Below are 19,162 nucleotides of genomic sequence, written 5' to 3' on the forward strand. Positions count from 1 at the left end.
ATGAATATTCGGTCTGTCAGTTTTACTGACAGACTTTTTTTACGAAAAAATTAATCATAATAGTTAAAAACTATTGTTTTTAGTTTAAGAAAGTCAAATTTTATGCTAAAATAGATGAATGAAAATGGTAATTGGATTGACAGGCGGAATTGCAAGTGGGAAATCAACGGTTGTTGATTTTTTGATTTCTGAGGATTATCAAGTGATTGATGCTGACAAAGTTGTCCGTCAATTGCAAGAACCTGACGGAAAACTTTACAAGGCAATAGTAGAAACTTACGGTTTAGATTTTATTGCTGACAATGGACAGTTAAATCGCGAAAAATTAGGAGCTTTAGTTTTTTCTGATCCAAAGCAGCGCGAGAAATTATCAAACCTACAAGATGAAATTATTCGTACAGAGTTATATGATAGACGTGATGACTTATTAAAAAAAATGACTGACAAGTCTGTCAGTAAAAATTTTGATTCAAAGAGTCAAGGAAAAAATCTGTCAGTAAATAAGCCAATATTTATGGATATTCCGTTATTAATTGAATACAATTATACCGGTTTTGATGAAATATGGTTGGTCAGCTTACCTGAAAAAATACAATTAGAAAGACTGATGGCAAGAAATAAGTTTACGGAAGAAGAAGCTAAAAAACGAATTTCCTCACAAATGCCATTGTCAGAAAAACAAAAAGTCGCTGATGTCATTCTGGATAATTCTGGAACGATTGAAGCACTAAAAAAACAAATCCAGCGAGAACTAGCTAGGATAGAAGAACAGAAATAGAGGTGAATCGCACGAAAACAGTTAATTGGAAAAGAAATTTATTTATAACATGGATTGGCTGCTTTTTTGTAGGTTCATCATTTTCACTCGTCATGCCCTTTCTCCCCTTGTATATTCAAGGACTGGGCGTAAGTGGTGGAAATGTTGAACTTTACTCAGGGTTAGCTTTTTCTTTGCCAGCCTTAGCTTCAGGGTTAGTTGCCCCCGTTTGGGGACGTTTAGCTGATGAGCATGGTCGTAAAGTGATGATGGTACGTGCCAGTATCGTCATGACCTTAACAATGGGAGGAATAGCGTTTGTTCCTAATGTTTGGTGGTTACTTGGATTACGTTTGCTAATGGGATTTTTCTCAGGCTATATCCCTAACTCAACAGCAATGATTGCTTCACAAGCTCCAAAAGATAAATCAGGCTATGCCCTTGGAACATTAGCAACAGCAATGGTTTCTGGAACACTGATTGGTCCTTCACTTGGTGGGTTATTAGCTGAGTGGTTTGGCATGGCAAATGTCTTTTTGATTGTCGGCGCTCTATTAGCCTTAGCAACTTTACTAACCATTTTCTTTGTTCATGAAAACTTTGAACCAATTGCTAAAGGTGAAATGTTATCTAGTAAAGAAATTATCAATAAAGTCAGTAACAAACAAATTCTTTTTGGATTATTAGTGACAACATTTATTATTCAAATCACCTCGCAATCTATTGAACCATTTGTGACCTTGTATATCAAAACCCTGACGACAAGCACGAACAATTTGATGTTCATTTCAGGCTTAATTGTGTCAGCAGTTGGATTGTCGGCAATGTTATCATCAAGTTTTCTAGGACGTTTAGGAGATAAATACGGTTCACATCGTTTAATTTTGATTGGACTAGTTTTTACATTTATTATTTATTTACCAATGGCCTTTGTGCAAAGCCCACTCCAACTTGGGATATTACGCTTCCTTCTTGGTTTTGGAACTGGTGCTTTGATGCCGTCAGTAAATTCGTTGCTTTCAAAAATTACTCCCAAAGAAGGTGTCAGCAGAATTTTTGCTTACGCACAAATGTGTTCTAATTTAGGAATGGTAACCGGTCCATTGGTCGGATCAGCAATTGCAGGTTATATCAGTTATCGAGCGGCAATTGTAGGGACAAGTTTTTTTGTCATTATTAATATTATTTGGTCCTTTATTAATTTCCGAAAATATCTGCGGAAACGGAGTATTATGGAATGAGAGTAAAAATCACACTAATTTGTAGTTCTTGTGGGAATAAAAATTATATTAGTAGTAAAAATAAAGCAACCCATCCGGAAAAAGTTGAAACAATGAAGTTTTGTCCCAAAGAACGCATTGTTACACTTCATCGTGAAGGTTAAACAGGAAGAATTATCTTGCTGTTTTTTTATTTATAATAAGTTTTTACTATGTACACTTATTAAGAATTGTGATAATATTATATAATAAAGTAAACAATATTTCATTAGAGGTGTTTTATGCAAAAAAAGACATTATTTTTTCATTATAATAGCAGTTGATGGAGACAGATAAAAAATTTTAATCATAATTTTGTGGACTATTTATAAAAGAAAAAATTCAGTTTAAAAAATATATTCGGAAATACCTTATCTTTGGGTGGTAGAAACTTATAAGCACTTTGAAAATCTTTATAAATTATTCAACTCATGCTATAATAATATGAATGAGGAAAAAAAGATAATGAATTTAAATAAGAATAATTTTTTAAACTACTCTATATTGATTCCATACCTAATTCTTGCAGGAATTGGTATTGTGATGGTTTTTTCAACCACGGTTCCTGATCAGTTACAAAAAGGATTAAATCCTTATAAATTAGTAATTAACCAAACAGCATTCGTATTATTGAGTCTCATTATGATTGCAGTGATTTACCGTCTGAAACTTAGAGCCCTTAAGAATAGAAAAATGATAGGAACAATAATGGTTATTTTGATTCTGTCATTAATATTTTGTAGAATAATGCCTTCCAGTTTTGCTCTGACAGCACCCGTAAATGGAGCCAGAGGTTGGATTCATATTCCGGGAATCGGAACTGTGCAGCCAGCAGAATTTGCCAAAGTTTTTATTATCTGGTATCTAGCCTCAGTTTTTTCAACAAAACAAGAAGAAATTGAAAAACGTGATATAAATGAGATTTTTAAAGGAAAGACGCTCTTTCAAAAACTTTTTGGTGGTTGGCGATTACCCGTAGTTGCCATTTTATTGGTTGACCTTATCATGCCTGACCTAGGTAATACTTTGATTATTGCTGCAGTTGCTTTGATAATGATTGGAGCCAGCGGTATATCTTGGCGTTGGTATTCTGGCTATTCAAAATTAATTCTATCTTCGATGGCTATTTTCTTAGGATTTCTTTTCATTGTAGGTGGAAATATTATTCCAAGTTTCTTACCCATCGCTTACATCAATAAACGATTTGAAGCCTTTGTTAATCCTTTTACAGACTTAGCCAATTCTGGACACCAGCTTGCTAATTCATACTATGCTATAGTTAATGGCGGTTGGACAGGGCGTGGCTTAGGAAATTCGATTCAAAAAAATGGTTTCTTACCAGAAGCTCAAACTGACTTTATCTTTCCAATTGTCGTGGAAGAATTAGGAATCATTGGCGGAATTATTATTCTAGCTATTCTCTTTTTCTTGATAAGCAGAATGTTAATTGTTGGAATTCGTGCTAAAAGTGCCTTTAACTCACTCATTATGATTGGGGTATCTGGTTTATTGTTAGTTCAAGTCTTTGTCAATGTGGGTGGAGCAATTGGGATTATTCCAGAAACAGGAGTAACCTTCCCCTTCCTATCACAAGGAGGGTCGTCCTTCCTTGTCTTATCGTTGGGAATTGCATTTGCATTAAATATTTCAGCTGATGAGAAACGAAGAGAAATTTCTGAGCTCTCAAATCATTATAGTAGCAGTGTCTCAAGTTATGAAAACGATTGACAATTGTCAGTCGTTTAAAAGTGTATAAAAGATTTTTATAATATATGAAAGAGTGAAAGGTAATAACCAATTATCTTTCCAAGCAAGCCTCATTAAGGAGTCAAAATGAAAAAACTACTCGTCGCCAATCGTGGAGAAATCGCCGTTCGTGTCTTTCGTGCCTGTAATGAACTCGGACTTTCTACTGTAGCCGTCTATGCAAGAGAAGATGAATACTCTGTTCATCGCTTTAAAGCAGATGAATCTTATCTAATCGGTCAAGGAAAAAAACCAATTGACGCCTATTTGGATATTGATGATATCATTCGAGTTGCCCTTGAATCAGGAGCAGATGCTATTCACCCAGGTTATGGTCTATTATCTGAAAATCTCGAATTTGCTACCAAAGTTCGTGCAGCAGGTTTAGTTTTTGTGGGTCCTGAACTTCATCATTTGGATATTTTCGGTGATAAAATCAAGGCTAAGGCAGCTGCCGATGAAGCAAAAGTACCAGGAATTCCAGGAACAAATGGAGCAGTAGATATCGACGGTGCTTTAGAATTTGCTAAAACTTATGGTTATCCAGTTATGATTAAGGCCGCTTTAGGCGGTGGTGGTCGCGGAATGCGAGTTGCGCGTAATGATGCTGAAATGCATGATGGTTATGCTAGAGCAAAATCAGAAGCAATTGGAGCTTTTGGTTCTGGCGAAATCTATGTTGAAAAATATATTGAAAATCCAAAACATATTGAAGTCCAAATTCTTGGAGATAGTCATGGAAATATTATTCACCTCCATGAGCGTGACTGTTCAGTACAACGACGTAATCAAAAAGTCATTGAAATTGCGCCAGCCGTGGGACTTTCACTGGACTTCCGTAACGAAATATGTGAAGCAGCAGTCAAACTTTGTAAAAATGTTGGCTATGTTAATGCCGGTACAGTTGAGTTTCTTGTTAAAGATGATAAATTTTATTTCATCGAAGTAAACCCACGTGTTCAAGTTGAACATACAATTACGGAACTTATCACAGGTGTAGATATTGTTCAAGCCCAAATTTTGATTGCTCAAGGTAAAGACTTACATAGAGAAATTGGACTTCCAGCACAGTCTGAAATTCCACTTTTGGGTTCAGCAATTCAATGTCGAATTACAACAGAAGATCCGCAAAATGGATTCTTGCCAGACACAGGTAAAATTGATACCTACCGTTCACCAGGTGGTTTTGGTATACGTTTAGATGTCGGAAATGCCTATGCTGGATATGAAGTAACTCCATATTTTGATTCACTTTTAGTAAAAGTTTGTACTTTTGCCAATGAATTTAGTGACAGCGTAAGAAAAATGGACCGCGTTCTCCATGAATTCCGTATTCGTGGCGTCAAAACAAATATTCCTTTCTTGATTAATGTTATTGCTAATGAAAACTTCACAAGTGGTCAAGCAACAACAACCTTTATTGATAATACACCAAGTCTGTTCAACTTCCCACGCTTACGTGATCGTGGAACAAAAACTCTGCACTATTTATCAATGATTACAGTCAATGGCTTTCCAGGAATTGAAAATACTGAAAAACGTCATTTTGAAGAACCACGTCAACCTCTTCTTAATCTTGAAAAGAAAAAGACAGCCAAAAATATCTTAGATGAACAAGGCGCTGATGCTGTTGTTGATTATGTAAAAAATACAAAAGAAGTATTATTAACAGATACAACTTTACGTGATGCCCACCAATCTCTCCTTGCTACTCGTTTACGTCTACAAGACATGAAAGGAATTGCCCAAGCAATTGACCAAGGACTACCAGAACTTTTCTCAGCTGAAATGTGGGGTGGTGCAACCTTTGATGTAGCTTATCGTTTCTTGAATGAATCACCATGGTATCGTCTGCGTAAACTACGTAAGCTCATGCCAAATACCATGTTCCAAATGCTCTTCCGTGGTTCAAATGCAGTTGGTTACCAAAACTATCCAGATAATGTGATTGAAGAATTTATCCGAGTAGCGGCGCATGAAGGTATCGATGTTTTCCGTATCTTTGATAGTCTCAACTGGTTACCCCAAATGGAAAAATCCATTCAAGCCGTTCGAGATAATGGGAAAATTGCAGAAGCAACAATTTGTTATACGGGAGATATTCTAGACCCAAGCCGACCAAAATATAATATTCAATACTATAAAGACTTAGCAAAAGAATTAGAAGCAACAGGTGCTCATATCTTGGCAGTTAAAGATATGGCAGGTTTATTGAAACCTCAAGCTGCTTATCGTTTGATTTCAGAATTAAAAGATACCGTTGATTTGCCAATTCATTTGCATACACACGATACTTCAGGAAATGGAATTATTACATATTCTGGTGCAACTCAAGCAGGTGTAGACATTATTGACGTAGCAACAGCGAGTCTTGCTGGCGGAACATCTCAACCATCAATGCAATCTATTTATTATGCACTTGAACACGGTCCTCGCCATGCCTCAATTAATGTAAAAAATGCTGAACAAATCGACCATTATTGGGAAGATGTGCGTAAATATTATGCGCCATTTGAAGCGGGTATTACAAGTCCTCAGACAGAAGTTTACATGCATGAAATGCCTGGTGGTCAATACACTAACCTAAAATCTCAGGCAGCAGCAGTTGGTCTTGGACATCGTTTTGATGAAATCAAACAAATGTATCGTAAAGTTAACATGATGTTTGGAGATATTATTAAAGTAACTCCTTCTTCAAAAGTAGTTGGAGATATGGCTCTCTTTATGATTCAAAATGATTTAACAGAAGAAGATGTTTATGCCCGTGGTAACGAACTTAATTTCCCAGAATCTGTAGTATCATTCTTCCGTGGAGATTTAGGACAACCAGTGGGTGGCTTCCCAGAAAAATTACAAAAAATTATCGTGAAAGATAAAGCCGTAATTACTGACCGTCCAGGCTTACACGCAGAAAAAGTTGATTTTGAAACTGTTAAAGCTGACCTAGAACAAAAAATTGGCTATGAACCAGGAGATCACGAAGTTATCTCATATATCATGTATCCACAAGTTTTCCTTGATTATCAAAAAATGCAAAGAGAATTTGGAGCAGTTACACTACTTGACACTCCTACTTTCTTACATGGAATGCGTCTCAATGAAAAAATTGAAGTACAAATTGAAAAAGGTAAAACACTCAGCATTCGTTTAGATGAAATAGGAGAACCTGACCTCGCTGGAAATCGTGTTCTCTTCTTTAACCTAAATGGTCAACGTCGAGAAGTCGTAATTAATGACCAATCTGTACAAACTCAAGTTGTGGCTAAACGCAAAGCCGAAACAGGAAATCCAAACCAAATTGGAGCTACTATGCCAGGTTCTGTTCTTGAAATATTAGTTAAAGCTGGAGACAAAGTTCAAAAAGGTCAAGCCTTGATGGTTACTGAAGCCATGAAAATGGAAACAACTATTGAAGCACCATTTGATGGTGAGATTGTTGACCTTCATGTGGTTAAAGGTGAGGCAATTCAAACTCAAGACTTGTTAATCGAAATTAATTAATATAAATTAAACCTACCTTTTGGGTAGGTTTTTTATTTTTCTTCAAAAAAGTATTCAAATTTTCAGAAAATATATAATTTTCGGAATAAAAAGTGTATAATAATGAAATAGATGGAGGTGTTTATGAATTTATTAAGTAAAGAAGAAAAAATGATAAAAAATTCACAAATTCCTAGTGAATTTTACAAAAAGTACAACGTTAAAAAAGGTTTAAGAGATATTAATGGGAAAGGGGTCTTAGCAGGTTTAACCAATATATCAGCGATACATTCTTTTGATAAAGATGGAAATCAAATTCCAGGGATTTTAGAATATCGAGCTTATAACATCAAAGATATTATTAGTGATTTACGAAAAGAAAATCGTTTTGGTTTTGAAGAAATGACTTATCTGTTATTGTTTGGAGAACTGCCCTCAGCAAATGAACTTCAGGAATTTCAAAATCTTTTAGCCAGTAGGAGAACTCTACCAGAATTTTTTGTCCGTGAAACTATTTTAACCAACCCTTCGAGTGACGTGATGAATTCGATGAGCCGTTGTATACTAGCACTTGCTAGTTACGATGAGAAAGTTTCAGATATCTCGATTGAAAATGTTTTAGAACAATCTTTGGGACTTATTGCTGATTTTCCACTTCTTGCGATTTACAGTTACCAATCTTATGTTCATTATTTTAAAAAAGAAAGTCTTTATATCCATTATCCTGATTCAAAAATGACGACCGCTGAGAATATTTTACGAATGCTTCGCCCAGACTGCCATTACACAGAGGTAGAGGCTAAAGTATTAGATATTGCCTTGATTCTTCATATGGAACATGGTGGAGGTAACAATTCGACTTTTACGACTCATGTGGTCACCTCAAGTGGAACAGATACTTATGCTACAATTGCTGCTGCCCTCTCCAGTTTGAAAGGGCCTAAACACGGTGGAGCTAATATTAAGGCAGCAAAAATGTTGGAAAATATAAAAGAAAATATTTCTAATTATGAAGATGACGCTGAAATAGAAAAGTATCTCCATAAAATCTTAAATAAAGAAGTTTTTGATAAGCAAGGATTAATTTATGGTATTGGTCATGCCATTTATAGTGTGAGCGACCCACGATTTGAGGTTTTTAAATCCTATGTCGAGATTTTAGTAAAAGAAAAAGGATTGGAAGAGGAATTCAAGTTATATGAAAAAGTTGCAAGTCTAGCACCTAAAGTAATATCGGAAAATCGAAAAATATATAAAACGATTTGTCCAAATGTTGATTTCTACTCTGGCTTTGTCTATAGAATATTAGAAATTCCACAAGAATTATTTACTCCATTATTTGCGATTGCTAGAATTGTAGGTTGGTTAGCACATCGTATAGAAGAACTAATTAATATGAATAAGATTATCCGTCCAGCCTATGAAAGTGTCTTAGAATCAAAAAAATATATAAAGTTGGGGGAAAGATGAAAAAAATAAGTATTTCTAATAAAATATACCATTATTATGATATCTCAGAAACTGAAAGAATTGAAGACTTTCCATATAGTTTACGAGTTCTTCTAGAAAGTTTGATTAGACAGAAAAATGATGAGAATATCAATCAGGCTCATATTCAATCCGTTAAAGACTATTTAAAAGGGGAAGTTGGTCAAGAAACAGTTTTCTTACCAAGCCGTGTTGTTCTTCAGGATTTCACAGGAGTTCCAGCTATTGTTGACCTTGCGGCAATGAGAGACGCAATGGTTGAATTAAGAAAGAATCCTGAATTAATTAACCCAGAAATTCCAGTAGATTTAGTAATTGACCATTCTGTTCAAGTAGATTTTCAAGGAAATGAAGAAGCTTTTCTGTTAAATTCAAAAAAAGAATTTGAACGTAATCGTGAACGTTACGAATTTTTAAAATGGGCAGAGCAATCTTTTGATAACTTTAGAGTTGTCCCTCCAGCGACAGGTATTATTCACCAAGTTAATATTGAATATTTAAGTGAAGTAATTACCGAAAAAAATGGCGTTTTATATCCAGATAGTGTTTTTGGTACAGATAGTCATACAACAATGATTAATGCCCTTGGTGTTCTTGGTTGGGGAGTAGGAGGAATTGAAGCGGAAGCAGTAATGCTAGGAGAGCCTAGTTCATTGACTGTTCCAGAAGTAGTAGGAGTCAGATTAATAGGTAAGTTAGGAGCATTTGCTACTGCAACAGATTTAGCTTTGACAATCACAAAAATTTTACGAGATGAAAAAGTGGTAGGAAAATTCGTTGAATTTTTTGGAGAAGGACTAATAAATTTAAGTTTAGCAGATAGAGCGACAATTTCAAATATGGCTCCTGAGTATGGTGCCACCTGTGGATATTTTCCGATTGATAATGAAACTTTGAAATATCTTCGAGCGACAAATCGCTCTGAGGAAGTGGTTGCGCGAGTAGAAACCTATGCAAAGGCAAATAAGTTATTTTATGACGAAAAACATGAACCATACTACAATAAGATAATTAATGTTGATTTAAGTGAAGTAGCAACACGATTATCTGGTCCCTCTCGTCCCCAAGATATGCTTGAATTGTCTGAGTTAGCAAATAACTTTGAAGACTTTGCTAAAAAACAAAAACCTCTGAAAGAAGAGGATGGAAAAATTGCAATTGCCGCTATTACAAGTTGTACCAATACGAGTAATCCACATGTTATGATGATGGCGGGCTTACTTGCAAAAAATGCAGTAGAACAAGGACTTGCGGTTCCTAGCTGGGTTAAAACTTCATTAGCTCCTGGTTCAAAAGTTGTTACCTCTTATTTAGAGAAGGCGGGTCTTCTTCCTTATCTTGAAACGTTGGGATTTTATGTAGTAGGATATGGCTGTACAACCTGTATAGGTAACTCGGGGCCGCTTTTAAGTGAAATGGAAACAGAGATTAGAAATAAAGAACTGATTGCAACGAGTGTTTTGAGTGGCAATCGAAATTTTGAAGGTCGAATTCATCCATTAGTGAAAGCGAACTATCTAGCAAGTCCTCCATTAGTAGTTGCTTATGCTTTAGCGGGTTCTGTTCGTAAAAATCTAACAACTGTTGCCCTGGGGACTAATCTAGAAGGTAAAAAGGTGTATTTGAAAGATATTCTGCCAACTTCTGATGAAGTGAATGATTTAGTACAAAAATACGTGACAAGTGATTTATATGCTGAAAGTTATGCTAAGATATTTGATGAAAATACAGTCTGGAACAATATCAAAACAAAGAAAAGTGAAGTTTATGACTGGAAATCTGAATCTACCTATATTTCTAATCCTCCATATTTTGAAAACTTAACTATGATAAATAAACCAATAGCTTCACTTTCAAATTTGCATGTTTTAGCAAAATTTGGTGATTCTATCACAACTGACCATATTAGTCCAGCAGGGAATATCCCTTTAAAATCCCCAGCTGGGGATTATCTAAGTTCTCGAGGTCTTGCTTATAAGGATTTTAATAGTTTTGGGTCAAGACGAGGAAATGATAAAGTAATGACAAGGGGAACATTTGCTAATATCCGTATCAAAAATCAGCTTGTTGCTCCTCTTGAGGGAGGCTATTCTCTATTCAATAATGAAACATTACCTATTTATGAGGTAGCTAAAAAATATAAAGAACAAGGACAAGGATTAATTGTTCTTGCTGGTAAGGATTATGGAATGGGATCCAGTCGAGACTGGGCGGCTAAGGGAACAAAATTACTTGGAGTCAAGGCTGTAATTGCTGAGAGTTTTGAACGTATTCATCGAAGTAATCTCGTCATGATGGGTGTTCTTCCCCTACAGTTTCTAGATAATGAAAATGCCGAAACTTTGGGATTAAGTGGTAACGAAAGTTTTTCTATAGATCTACCAGAAAATCCCAAAATTCATGAAAAAATTACTGTGAGTACTGCCGAAAAAAACTTTGAGGTTCTTTTACGCTTTGATTCTCAGGCAGATTTAGATTACTATGCGAATGACGGTATAATGCCTTATGTGATTCGTAAAAAATAAAAAAATAGGTGAAAATTATTATGAAAATTGAGATGAAAAATGGAAAATTAGTTGTGCCAGATTATCCAGCAATTGGTTATATTAGAGGAGATGGTGTTGGCGAAGATATTTTTCCTCAGGCGCAAAAAGTTTTTGATGCTGCGGTTCTAAAAATTTATGGTCAAAAAAAGAAAATAGAATGGCAAAAATTATTGGCAGGAGGAGAAGCATTTGAGACTTGTGGAGAATATCTGCCCAAAGAGACTCTCGCTCATATTAATGAAAATTTAATTGCGATAAAGGGACCACTAATGACCCCGGTCGGTGAAAGCTTTCGTTCAATTAATGTTACTTTAAGACAAAAAATGGATTTATATGCTTGCGTAAGACCAGTTGAATATTTTAAAGGGATAAAATCCCCAGTTAAGGCACCAGAAAAAGTTGACATGACAATTTTTCGAGAAAATACAGAAGATATTTATACAGGTATTGAATTTGCTAGTGAAACAAATGAATCTCACAGCTTATTAAAATTTTTAGAAAAAGAATTGAATGTCCATTCTATTCGCTTTCCAAAAACTTCAGCACTAGGAATAAAACCTGTTAGTCCTGAAGGAAGTAAACGACTGGTTAATGCGGCTTTTGAATACGCTCTGAAAATGAACAAAAAACGAGTGACCTTTGTTCATAAGGGAAATATTATGAAATTTACTGAAGGAGGATTTAGAAATTGGGCCTATGAGGTTGCTAAGGAATATCCAACTTTTACAAAACTAGAATACGATAAAATCAAAAATGAAAGAGGAAGTTTACAAGCTGAAAATGAGAAAAAAGCAGCATTAAAATCAGGAAAAATTTATGTAGATGATGTAATTGCTGACAACTTCCTCCAACAGATTATTTTAAATCCTGAAAATTTTGAAGTAATTGCCACTCTTAATTTAAATGGTGATTATATTTCAGATGCGCTTGCCGCACAGGTTGGAGGAATTGGAATTGCACCAGGTGCGAATATTAATTATAAAAGTGGTCATGCTATTTTTGAAGCAACTCATGGAACAGCTCCAGATATTGCTGGAAAAAATATAGTAAACCCTTCTAGTTTAATTTTATCTGGAGTGATGATGTTTGAGTATTTAGGCTGGCAAGAGGTAGCTGAATTAATCAAACATGCTCTTTCGTTTTCATTCATGAATGGAAATTTGACAGCTGATTTAGGTGGAAAACTTTCAACTTCAAAATTTTCCGACGTTTTGATTGATTTTATAAAAACATATTAAAAAATTATATTGATAATCAGAAAAAATAAAAAAAGCCCTGAAATCAGGGCTTTTAAAATTTACATCATTATTTTAAGGAATTATTTTCCATAATTTCATCGATGAAACCATATTCCAAAGTTTCTTTGGCATCCATCCAATGGTCACGTTCGGCATCTTTGTGAATTTGTTCAAGTGAACGGTTAGAATTATCAGCAAGGATTTGTTCCAAACGTTTACGAGTTTTCAAAAGTTGCTCAGCAACAATGGCCATATCAGTTTGTTGAGTGCCTTGACCTGTACCACCCATTGGTTGGTGAATAAGATATTCAGCATTTGGCAACATAAATCGTTTGCCTTTTGTTCCGCTTGAAGCAATGATTGTTCCCATAGAAGCAGCCATTCCCATAACGATAGTTTGAACATCAGATTTAATAAAATTCATTGTATCAACAATGGCAAGACCGGCAGATACAGAACCACCAGGTGTATTTACATAGAGATAAATATCTTTAGTGTTATCTTGTGCGTCCAAGAAAAGAAGTTGAGCAATAATAGAATTTGCCATTCCATCTTCAACAGGTCCTGTCAGCATGATAATGCGGTCTTTTAAAAGTCGTGAATAAATATCATAAGCACGTTCGCCACGGCTTGATTGTTCAATAACGGTAGGTACTAAATAACCCATAGATTGAATCTCCTTTATAAATAAGATATGAATTGAATTTTAGATAAAATTGAATTCATTTGTTTATTTTTCTATATTATAACTCATTGGTCAAAAAAGGTCAAAGAATATTGTCTTTTTTTATGACTTTTCCTAAAACTTGATAAAAAAGGAGTTTAAACTTTCTTAACGCTTTCAAATTTGTTATAATTATGACATGAATACAGAACTTATTATTGCAATGATTTTTGGTCTAATTATTGGCGCGTGGCTTATGGTTGCAGGCATCTACATTTACAAAATTTATGATGAAAATCGTTATAAGAAACGATTAACAATTGAAAAATTGCTTCGTGAAATTGAAGTTCGTAACACACTTAATCAAAAAGTGATTGAAATTCTTAATCGTCCAATTACTGGGAGTGATAAAGAATTAATTAATCCTCAAAGTGATGTAAAAGTTCCTTTTTACGATTACAATTTTTTAAAGAACTACACTTCAATGTATAATTTATACATTCCAACTTATTTTTTGAATACATTTTTCAAAAAGCTCTCTCATCATTTAGCTGTATTTGATGACGAGCAGGACTTGAAAAATGGGGGATACATTTTCAAAGAGTCTCGTACAATTTTCGAGAATTTTTCTGTCGAAATTACTGATGATATTGAGGCAAAAAAACGAGAGTTACAAAAGGCTAAAAATGTTTATCCATCAATGTTGAAAAAACAACATTATAATATCTAAAGCAGTGAAAAAGCTACTGATTTTAGTGGTTTTTTTATTGAAAAAATTTGTGAAAAAATTTTGAAAAGGTCTTTTTTTAAGTCTATAAATATGGTATAATTGTACAATCATTGATGTTTAATACTATTAGATAAATAAATATACACGAAGGAGAGACGATGATCACAATCTATACAGCACCCTCTTGTACGAGCTGTAAAAAAGCTAAAACTTGGCTTTCATATCACCACATCCCATTTAACGAAAGAAATCTCATCGCGGATCCTTTATCAACAACAGAGATTAGTCAAATTCTACAAAAATGTGACGATGGTGTTGAAGGATTAATTTCAAGTAGAAATCGCTTTGTGAAGACTTTGGGTGTTGATTTTGAAGATATTTCACTTTCACAAGCAATTAAAATTATTTCTGAAAATCCACAAATCATGCGCCGTCCAATTATTATGGATGAAAAACGTCTTCATGTTGGATATAATGAAGAAGAAATTCGCGCTTTTTTACCTCGTACAGTTCGTGTTTTAGAAAATGGTGGCGCTCGTTTGCGTTCAGCAATTTAATTCATAATTAAAATATTCATTTATTGGAATTTTTATAGACGCATTTGCGTCTTTTTTTATTGAAAAAAACCACTGCCAGAAGGGAACAATGGTTTTTTGTTGAGTGCATAGTAACTATTATTGGATAATAAAAGAAAATGAATTAACAAAATATTTTATGGTTATTCTTATCCTTCAAATTCAATATCATCAAGTGTTGTGGCTGAAATAAAAATTGTGGGTAAGTATGGATCAACTGCAGAAACTGCAGCAAGTGAAAGGAGCAGTAGACTTTTAAATTCCATGATAAACCTCCAACCAAAATGTATTTGTGAAAACATTATAACACAATTTTCTGAAAATTCAACCTTTTTGTTTTTCTTATCTGATGCTTGAGGTAATTACTTTTGAAGGAGCTTTACTTGCCATTCGTTTCCTTCTTGAATAATTCCCCTGAGTGAATTGATAAACATAACGAGCCAGGTAAAAGCTATAGCAAAAGCAATAATTTCAAAGACCGTTAATGAGAGATAGTGAATTCCCATAAAGGCAACGGCAGATAAAATTAATGCTATCAAAGCAGTCCAAGATAATGCTAAAAATTCTTTAGAAATGGTGGGAACTAACCATTTAAGAAAGATAATCATAATAAGAACAACCGCAACCAGACCAAATGCAGAATTATTATGTATAGGCATTGTCCATGATTGGGCTGGAAAAATTCCGACGAATGCAATCAAAAATGCTATGAGAATATAAAAAATACGAATTATTTTAAATTTATAATTGTAAAGGATACTCTTAGAAAACTCAGCAAATAGAAAATCAGTTATGGTAAGAAGAATAAGAGCAGAAAATATTAAGGTGATATTGAACTGCCAGTGCTGTGTGGCTTCGCCAGTTCCTAAGAAGCTGAAGTTATGTTGCCACCAATCTTTTTGATTGTTTGTTGCCATTGAAACAAGAATACCTCCTATGAAAGTGGTAAAGAGGAGCAAAATAAGATTAGGTAAAGTGATGGAAAGAGCTGCTGAAATAAGAAAATAAAAGATGATTCCAACAAATACTAAGACAAGAAACCCTGCAGTAAAGGGGTCAAAAGTTACTCCGCTAAAAGTTTTGCCAATTATGTACCAAAAAATGATTTGAACAGCGAAAGAAATACTTGTATAGGCTACCGATAGCGTTAAAGTTTCTCTAAAAATTTTAAATTTAGATTTGGATAAGTCACAACTTTTGCGAAGATAAGTCCATATGAAACCAAAAAAACCAAAAAGGGTTGATAGAATTATGCTCAAACTTGCAACAGAGAGGTGGCGGCTCCCCGTAAATGCGATTTGTGGATGATTGGTACTTAAAAAGATAAGCAATGCAATTATTCCAGATGCTAAACTAGGTACTATAAAATAGTGTAAAGCTAAATTTTGTTTATTGGTATGATTAATTTTCGGATTTTCTAATAATATCTGTTGATTTTCTAAACGGATTGATAGTTGGTCATTTTCTGCATAATCACTTAATTTATTATAAAGTTCTTCAGGGATTTCTAAGTAATTTTTAGTCATGATATTCTTTCTAGCTTTAAAATAATGGATAAATTCATTTTTATAATACATAATATGAATTCATACATTCTAATAATATTTTACCATTTAACTTATTAAAGGGGCTACTGGAACTTATTTGTTTTGGGAACGGAGGGATAATTTGAGTTTTAATATAATTATATATTGTGTTGTAGTCAAAACAATATAAAATGGATTGACTTACGATATGGATAATGTTAAAATGTAATTAATTAAATAAACGACTAGGTTGGGCGCAAGCTTCAAGACATATCTCCAAGGGTGAGGAGATTGTTTTGAGGTTTGCGCTCTTTTTTGTCGTTTTTTACTAGAAAGGGATGATATGAAATTTTATCAAAAATCCAAAGAAGAATTACTAAATAGTTATGATGTTAAGATAGATAGAGGACTTTCGAGTACTCAGGTTACTGATAATCGAGAAAGATATGGTGAAAATAAACTTCCAGAAGAAAAGGAAGAAAGCTATTTAAAAGTATTTTTTAAAAGTTTTAAAGAACCAATAATCATTGTTTTATTAGGGGCAGTCGCTCTATCATTTTTTAGTTCATTTTATTCATTCCAAATAGTTGGGGATAAAAAACATGGTTTAGAATCTTTATATGAAGCGATTGCTATAGCTATCTTGATTATTATAAATGCATTTTTAGGTTTTTGGCAAGAAATCAGTGCTCGTAAAAATTTAAATTCACTAAAAGAAATGAACAATCGTTTTGCATCTGTACTAAGAAATGGAGCCTTAGAAAAAATTTCATCAAATGAGCTAGTCGTTGGTGATATCGTAAAAGTTACAGTAGGTGATTTTGTGGAGGCCGATATAAGATGGTTAGAGCTTGATGAACTTCAATTAATTGAGTCTCATTTAACGGGTGAAGCTGATGCTATAATAAAAAATATAGAGGTCATTAATGAAAACGTCGAAATTGGTGATCAAACGAATATGGGATTTTCTGGCTCTATCGTTTCAAATGGACAGGGAATTGGAATAGTTGTAGCCACGGGAGAAAACACAGAACTTGGGAAAATTTCTCAGTTGATGAAAGATGAGGGAATAAAATCATCTCCATTACAAGAAACCGTAAAAAAACTTACTAAAACACTGATGAAAATATCTGCTGGGATTGTTTTATTAACTTTTGTATTTGGATTAATCAGTTCTGGAGAATTTTCAATTAACTCAATTACTTCAGTATTTTCAACCTCAATCGCTCTCGCAGTTGCCTCTATTCCAGATGCTTTACCAGTTGTTCTCTCAATAGTATTGACAATTGGTGCAGTCAAAATGTCAAAAAATAAAGGTCTGATTAAAACACTAAGTAGTGTGGAGACATTAGGAAGTACTTCTTATATTTGTTCTGATAAAACAGGTACATTGACCCAAAATGAGATGACCGTTACAAAATTTTATGCTAATGGTCAACTGTATAATGTAGATGGTCTGGGATATTGTTCCATTGGTGAAATTAACTCAGTATCAAAAGGTGAAAAAAGTGTAAATTTCTCCCAATTTATGAAAAATATTGTCTTGTGTAATGATTCAAGTGTCAAAGAAGTTGAGGGACAAGTAAAAACTTTTGGTAATCCTACAGAAGTTGCTCTTACCGTTCTTGGTAGTAAAGCTGGCTATAGTAAGAATAAGTTATTAAAAAACAATAAAATTATAAGAACTCTTCCTTTTAGTAGCAGTAGAAAAATGATGAGCGTCATTGTTCAAAATGATGAAGGATTTTACGTTTATACCAAAGGAGCACCAGATGTTTTAATGGAAAAAGCTTCGGGGATTTTGATTGGAGATACAGTTGACCAATCTGAGCAGTCAAAAGATAACTTTATTAAAGTGGTAGATGATTATGCGGATGAAGCACTAAGAACCTTGGCTGTGGCCTACAAAAAAGTTGAAGAAGAAGAGGCATTATACGGAGCTACGGAAGACGTAGAAAAAGATTTTATATTAACGGGAGTTGCAGGAATAATTGATCCTCCACGAGAAGAAGTGAAAGAATCTATCAGACAACTTCATGATGCAAATATTAATGTGGTTATGATTACAGGGGATCATGAAAAAACAGCTCGTGCGATTGCCTATGATTTGGGGATTGTAAAGGAAAAAAATGCAACAGTTTTAAAGGGAATTGACCTTGAAGAAATGTCAGATCAGGAGCTTTATGCAGAAGTAAAAAATGTTAATGTTTATGCAAGAGTGACACCAGAGCATAAGCAACGTATTGTTAAACAGCTCCAAAATCATCAACAAGTTGTTGCTATGACCGGAGACGGAGTAAATGATGCTCCAGCTTTAAGAGCTGCTGATATTGGAGTCGCGATGGGAATTACTGGTACAGAAGTAACTAAAGATTCTGCAGATCTCATTTTACTAGATGATAAATTTACAACGATAGAAAAATCAGTTTATAGCGGTCGTACTATCTATGCTAATATAAAAAACTTTATGAGACACGAACTGACAACAAATGTTGCTGAAGTTTTGGCCCTTGTATTAGGTTTAGTTTTATTTAGAAGTAGTGTTGGAAATGTAGCAGCAATGACTCCGACATTGACTGCTTTAATGGTTCTTTGGGTTAATATGGTGAGTGATGCGATTCCTTCTTTTTCTTTGGGTTATGATGTTGCCGAAACAGATTTGATGAAAGAAAAACCACGGAACCCTAATGAATCTATTCTTGCTAACCACACGTGGTCTAGGGTTTTGATTAGGGGAACAGTTATGGGAGCGATGGTTTATCTTGGATTTCTCCTGGCTGCTCAAAATGGATTGAACGCTAGTGAAGCACAAACAGTTGCATTTCTGACTTTAGTTTATGGACAATTATGGCATGTATTTGATGCGAGAAGTTCAAGAACATTGTTTAGACGTAATCCTTTTGGGAATATTAGACTTGTTGGAGCAGTGTTATTTGCAGGAGTTTCTTCATTTTTAGTAACAATCATTCCGTTTTTCAATAGTGTGATGGGAACTGCTCAGTTAACATTACCTGTATATCTACTTGTGATTTTTATTCCTGCTCTACCTACATTAATATTGTCAGGAATAAAAGAAGTTTTTAAAATAAAAATATGGTAAATCGATGCAAAAAAGTACTTACTTGAGTAAGTGCTTTTTTTGTATGTTACTAA

The 19,162-nt window shown here is 34.2% G+C and carries 13 protein-coding genes and 1 other annotated feature; of the genes, 11 read left to right on the forward strand and 2 right to left on the reverse strand.

The window, feature by feature from the left end; genetic code table 11:
* Window positions 1-118 precede the first annotated feature (118 nt).
* The 8 genes from coaE to icd all read left to right on the forward strand — a co-directional run bounded on the left by coaE (window position 119) and on the right by icd (window position 12,514).
* Window positions 119-778, forward strand: a complete 660-nt coding sequence (gene coaE / locus AB6B24_RS10050) for a dephospho-CoA kinase (RefSeq protein WP_369164571.1) — start codon at window positions 119-121, stop codon at window positions 776-778.
* A 2-nt stretch (window positions 779-780) separates the two neighbouring features.
* On the forward strand, window positions 781-1,998 hold the full coding sequence (locus AB6B24_RS10055) for a multidrug efflux MFS transporter (protein WP_311804272.1): 1,218 nt from the start codon (window positions 781-783) through the stop codon (window positions 1,996-1,998).
* A complete protein-coding gene (gene rpmG, locus AB6B24_RS10060; protein ID WP_003129585.1) occupies window positions 1,995-2,141 on the forward strand; it encodes a 50S ribosomal protein L33 in 147 nt (48 codons plus the stop codon). The genes AB6B24_RS10055 and rpmG overlap by 4 nt, the downstream gene beginning before the upstream one ends.
* A 340-nt stretch (window positions 2,142-2,481) precedes the next feature.
* Window positions 2,482-3,744, forward strand: a complete 1,263-nt coding sequence (locus tag AB6B24_RS10065) for an FtsW/RodA/SpoVE family cell cycle protein (protein ID WP_047205781.1) — start codon at window positions 2,482-2,484, stop codon at window positions 3,742-3,744.
* A 105-nt stretch (window positions 3,745-3,849) separates the two neighbouring features.
* Entirely contained in the window at window positions 3,850-7,263 is a 3,414-nt protein-coding gene (locus AB6B24_RS10070) for a pyruvate carboxylase (RefSeq protein ID WP_195935596.1), read from the forward strand.
* Between the two features lie 123 nt (window positions 7,264-7,386).
* Complete coding sequence (locus AB6B24_RS10075; protein WP_162523707.1) at window positions 7,387-8,712, forward strand: citrate/2-methylcitrate synthase; 1,326 nt, start codon at window positions 7,387-7,389, stop codon at window positions 8,710-8,712.
* Window positions 8,709-11,255 (forward strand): aconitate hydratase AcnA, encoded by a 2,547-nt coding sequence (gene acnA / locus AB6B24_RS10080; RefSeq protein WP_311804271.1) that lies wholly within the window; start codon window positions 8,709-8,711, stop codon window positions 11,253-11,255. The genes AB6B24_RS10075 and acnA overlap by 4 nt, the downstream gene beginning before the upstream one ends.
* 20 nt (window positions 11,256-11,275) lie before the next feature.
* Window positions 11,276-12,514 carry an NADP-dependent isocitrate dehydrogenase gene (gene icd, locus AB6B24_RS10085; protein WP_311804270.1) on the forward strand — a complete coding sequence of 413 codons (1,239 nt, stop codon included), beginning with the start codon at window positions 11,276-11,278 and terminating at the stop codon, window positions 12,512-12,514.
* Window positions 12,515-12,581: 67 nt separating this feature from the next.
* Here the strand turns inward: icd and AB6B24_RS10090 are convergent, their stop codons facing one another.
* Window positions 12,582-13,181 (reverse strand): ATP-dependent Clp protease proteolytic subunit, encoded by a 600-nt coding sequence (locus tag AB6B24_RS10090; protein ID WP_003129593.1) that lies wholly within the window; start codon window positions 13,179-13,181, stop codon window positions 12,582-12,584.
* Window positions 13,182-13,377: 196 nt separating this feature from the next.
* Here AB6B24_RS10090 and AB6B24_RS10095 point away from each other — a divergent pair, with 196 nt between their 5' ends.
* Window positions 13,378-13,908 (forward strand): hypothetical protein, encoded by a 531-nt coding sequence (locus tag AB6B24_RS10095; RefSeq protein WP_003129594.1) that lies wholly within the window; start codon window positions 13,378-13,380, stop codon window positions 13,906-13,908.
* 158 nt (window positions 13,909-14,066) lie between these two features.
* Window positions 14,067-14,465: a transcriptional regulator Spx gene (gene spx / locus AB6B24_RS10100; protein WP_003129597.1), complete on the forward strand. Its 399-nt coding sequence runs from the start codon at window positions 14,067-14,069 to the stop codon at window positions 14,463-14,465.
* A gap of 380 nt (window positions 14,466-14,845) precedes the next feature.
* Here spx and AB6B24_RS10105 read toward each other — a convergent pair whose 3' ends face one another.
* Entirely contained in the window at window positions 14,846-16,009 is a 1,164-nt protein-coding gene (locus tag AB6B24_RS10105) for a DUF998 domain-containing protein (protein WP_311804267.1), read from the reverse strand.
* 248 nt (window positions 16,010-16,257) lie between these two features.
* Window positions 16,258-16,301: a sequence feature (sodium ion sensor (DUF1646 type); this cis-regulatory element may regulate processes involved in with the transportation of sodium ions), on the forward strand.
* 51 nt (window positions 16,302-16,352) lie between these two features.
* Between AB6B24_RS10105 and AB6B24_RS10110 the strand changes: the two genes are divergently transcribed.
* The gene (locus tag AB6B24_RS10110) at window positions 16,353-19,109 is read left to right on the forward strand and encodes a cation-transporting P-type ATPase (RefSeq protein ID WP_311804265.1); all 2,757 of its coding nucleotides are present in this window, start codon (window positions 16,353-16,355) and stop codon (window positions 19,107-19,109) included.
* Window positions 19,110-19,162: the final 53 nt, after the last annotated feature.

This window comes from Lactococcus sp. AK05 (genome assembly GCF_041026685.1).
Lineage (GTDB): Bacteria > Bacillota > Bacilli > Lactobacillales > Streptococcaceae > Lactococcus > Lactococcus lactis.

What these genes read in the sequence shown, in the direction of transcription:
- AB6B24_RS10095 (WP_003129594.1), top strand. Translation starts at nt 13,378, where the DNA reads ATGAATACAGAACTTATTATTGCAATGATTTTTGGTCTAATTATTGGC.
- acnA (WP_311804271.1), top strand. Translation starts at nt 8,709, where the DNA reads ATGAAAAAAATAAGTATTTCTAATAAAATATACCATTATTATGATATC.
- rpmG (WP_003129585.1), top strand. Translation starts at nt 1,995, where the DNA reads ATGAGAGTAAAAATCACACTAATTTGTAGTTCTTGTGGGAATAAAAAT.
- AB6B24_RS10070 (WP_195935596.1), top strand. Translation starts at nt 3,850, where the DNA reads ATGAAAAAACTACTCGTCGCCAATCGTGGAGAAATCGCCGTTCGTGTC.
- AB6B24_RS10065 (WP_047205781.1), top strand. Translation starts at nt 2,482, where the DNA reads ATGAATTTAAATAAGAATAATTTTTTAAACTACTCTATATTGATTCCA.
- AB6B24_RS10110 (WP_311804265.1), top strand. Translation starts at nt 16,353, where the DNA reads ATGAAATTTTATCAAAAATCCAAAGAAGAATTACTAAATAGTTATGAT.
- icd (WP_311804270.1), top strand. Translation starts at nt 11,276, where the DNA reads ATGAAAATTGAGATGAAAAATGGAAAATTAGTTGTGCCAGATTATCCA.
- spx (WP_003129597.1), top strand. Translation starts at nt 14,067, where the DNA reads ATGATCACAATCTATACAGCACCCTCTTGTACGAGCTGTAAAAAAGCT.
- AB6B24_RS10090 (WP_003129593.1), bottom strand. Translation starts at nt 13,181, where the DNA reads ATGGGTTATTTAGTACCTACCGTTATTGAACAATCAAGCCGTGGCGAA.
- AB6B24_RS10075 (WP_162523707.1), top strand. Translation starts at nt 7,387, where the DNA reads ATGAATTTATTAAGTAAAGAAGAAAAAATGATAAAAAATTCACAAATT.
- AB6B24_RS10105 (WP_311804267.1), bottom strand. Translation starts at nt 16,009, where the DNA reads ATGACTAAAAATTACTTAGAAATCCCTGAAGAACTTTATAATAAATTA.
- coaE (WP_369164571.1), top strand. Translation starts at nt 119, where the DNA reads ATGAAAATGGTAATTGGATTGACAGGCGGAATTGCAAGTGGGAAATCA.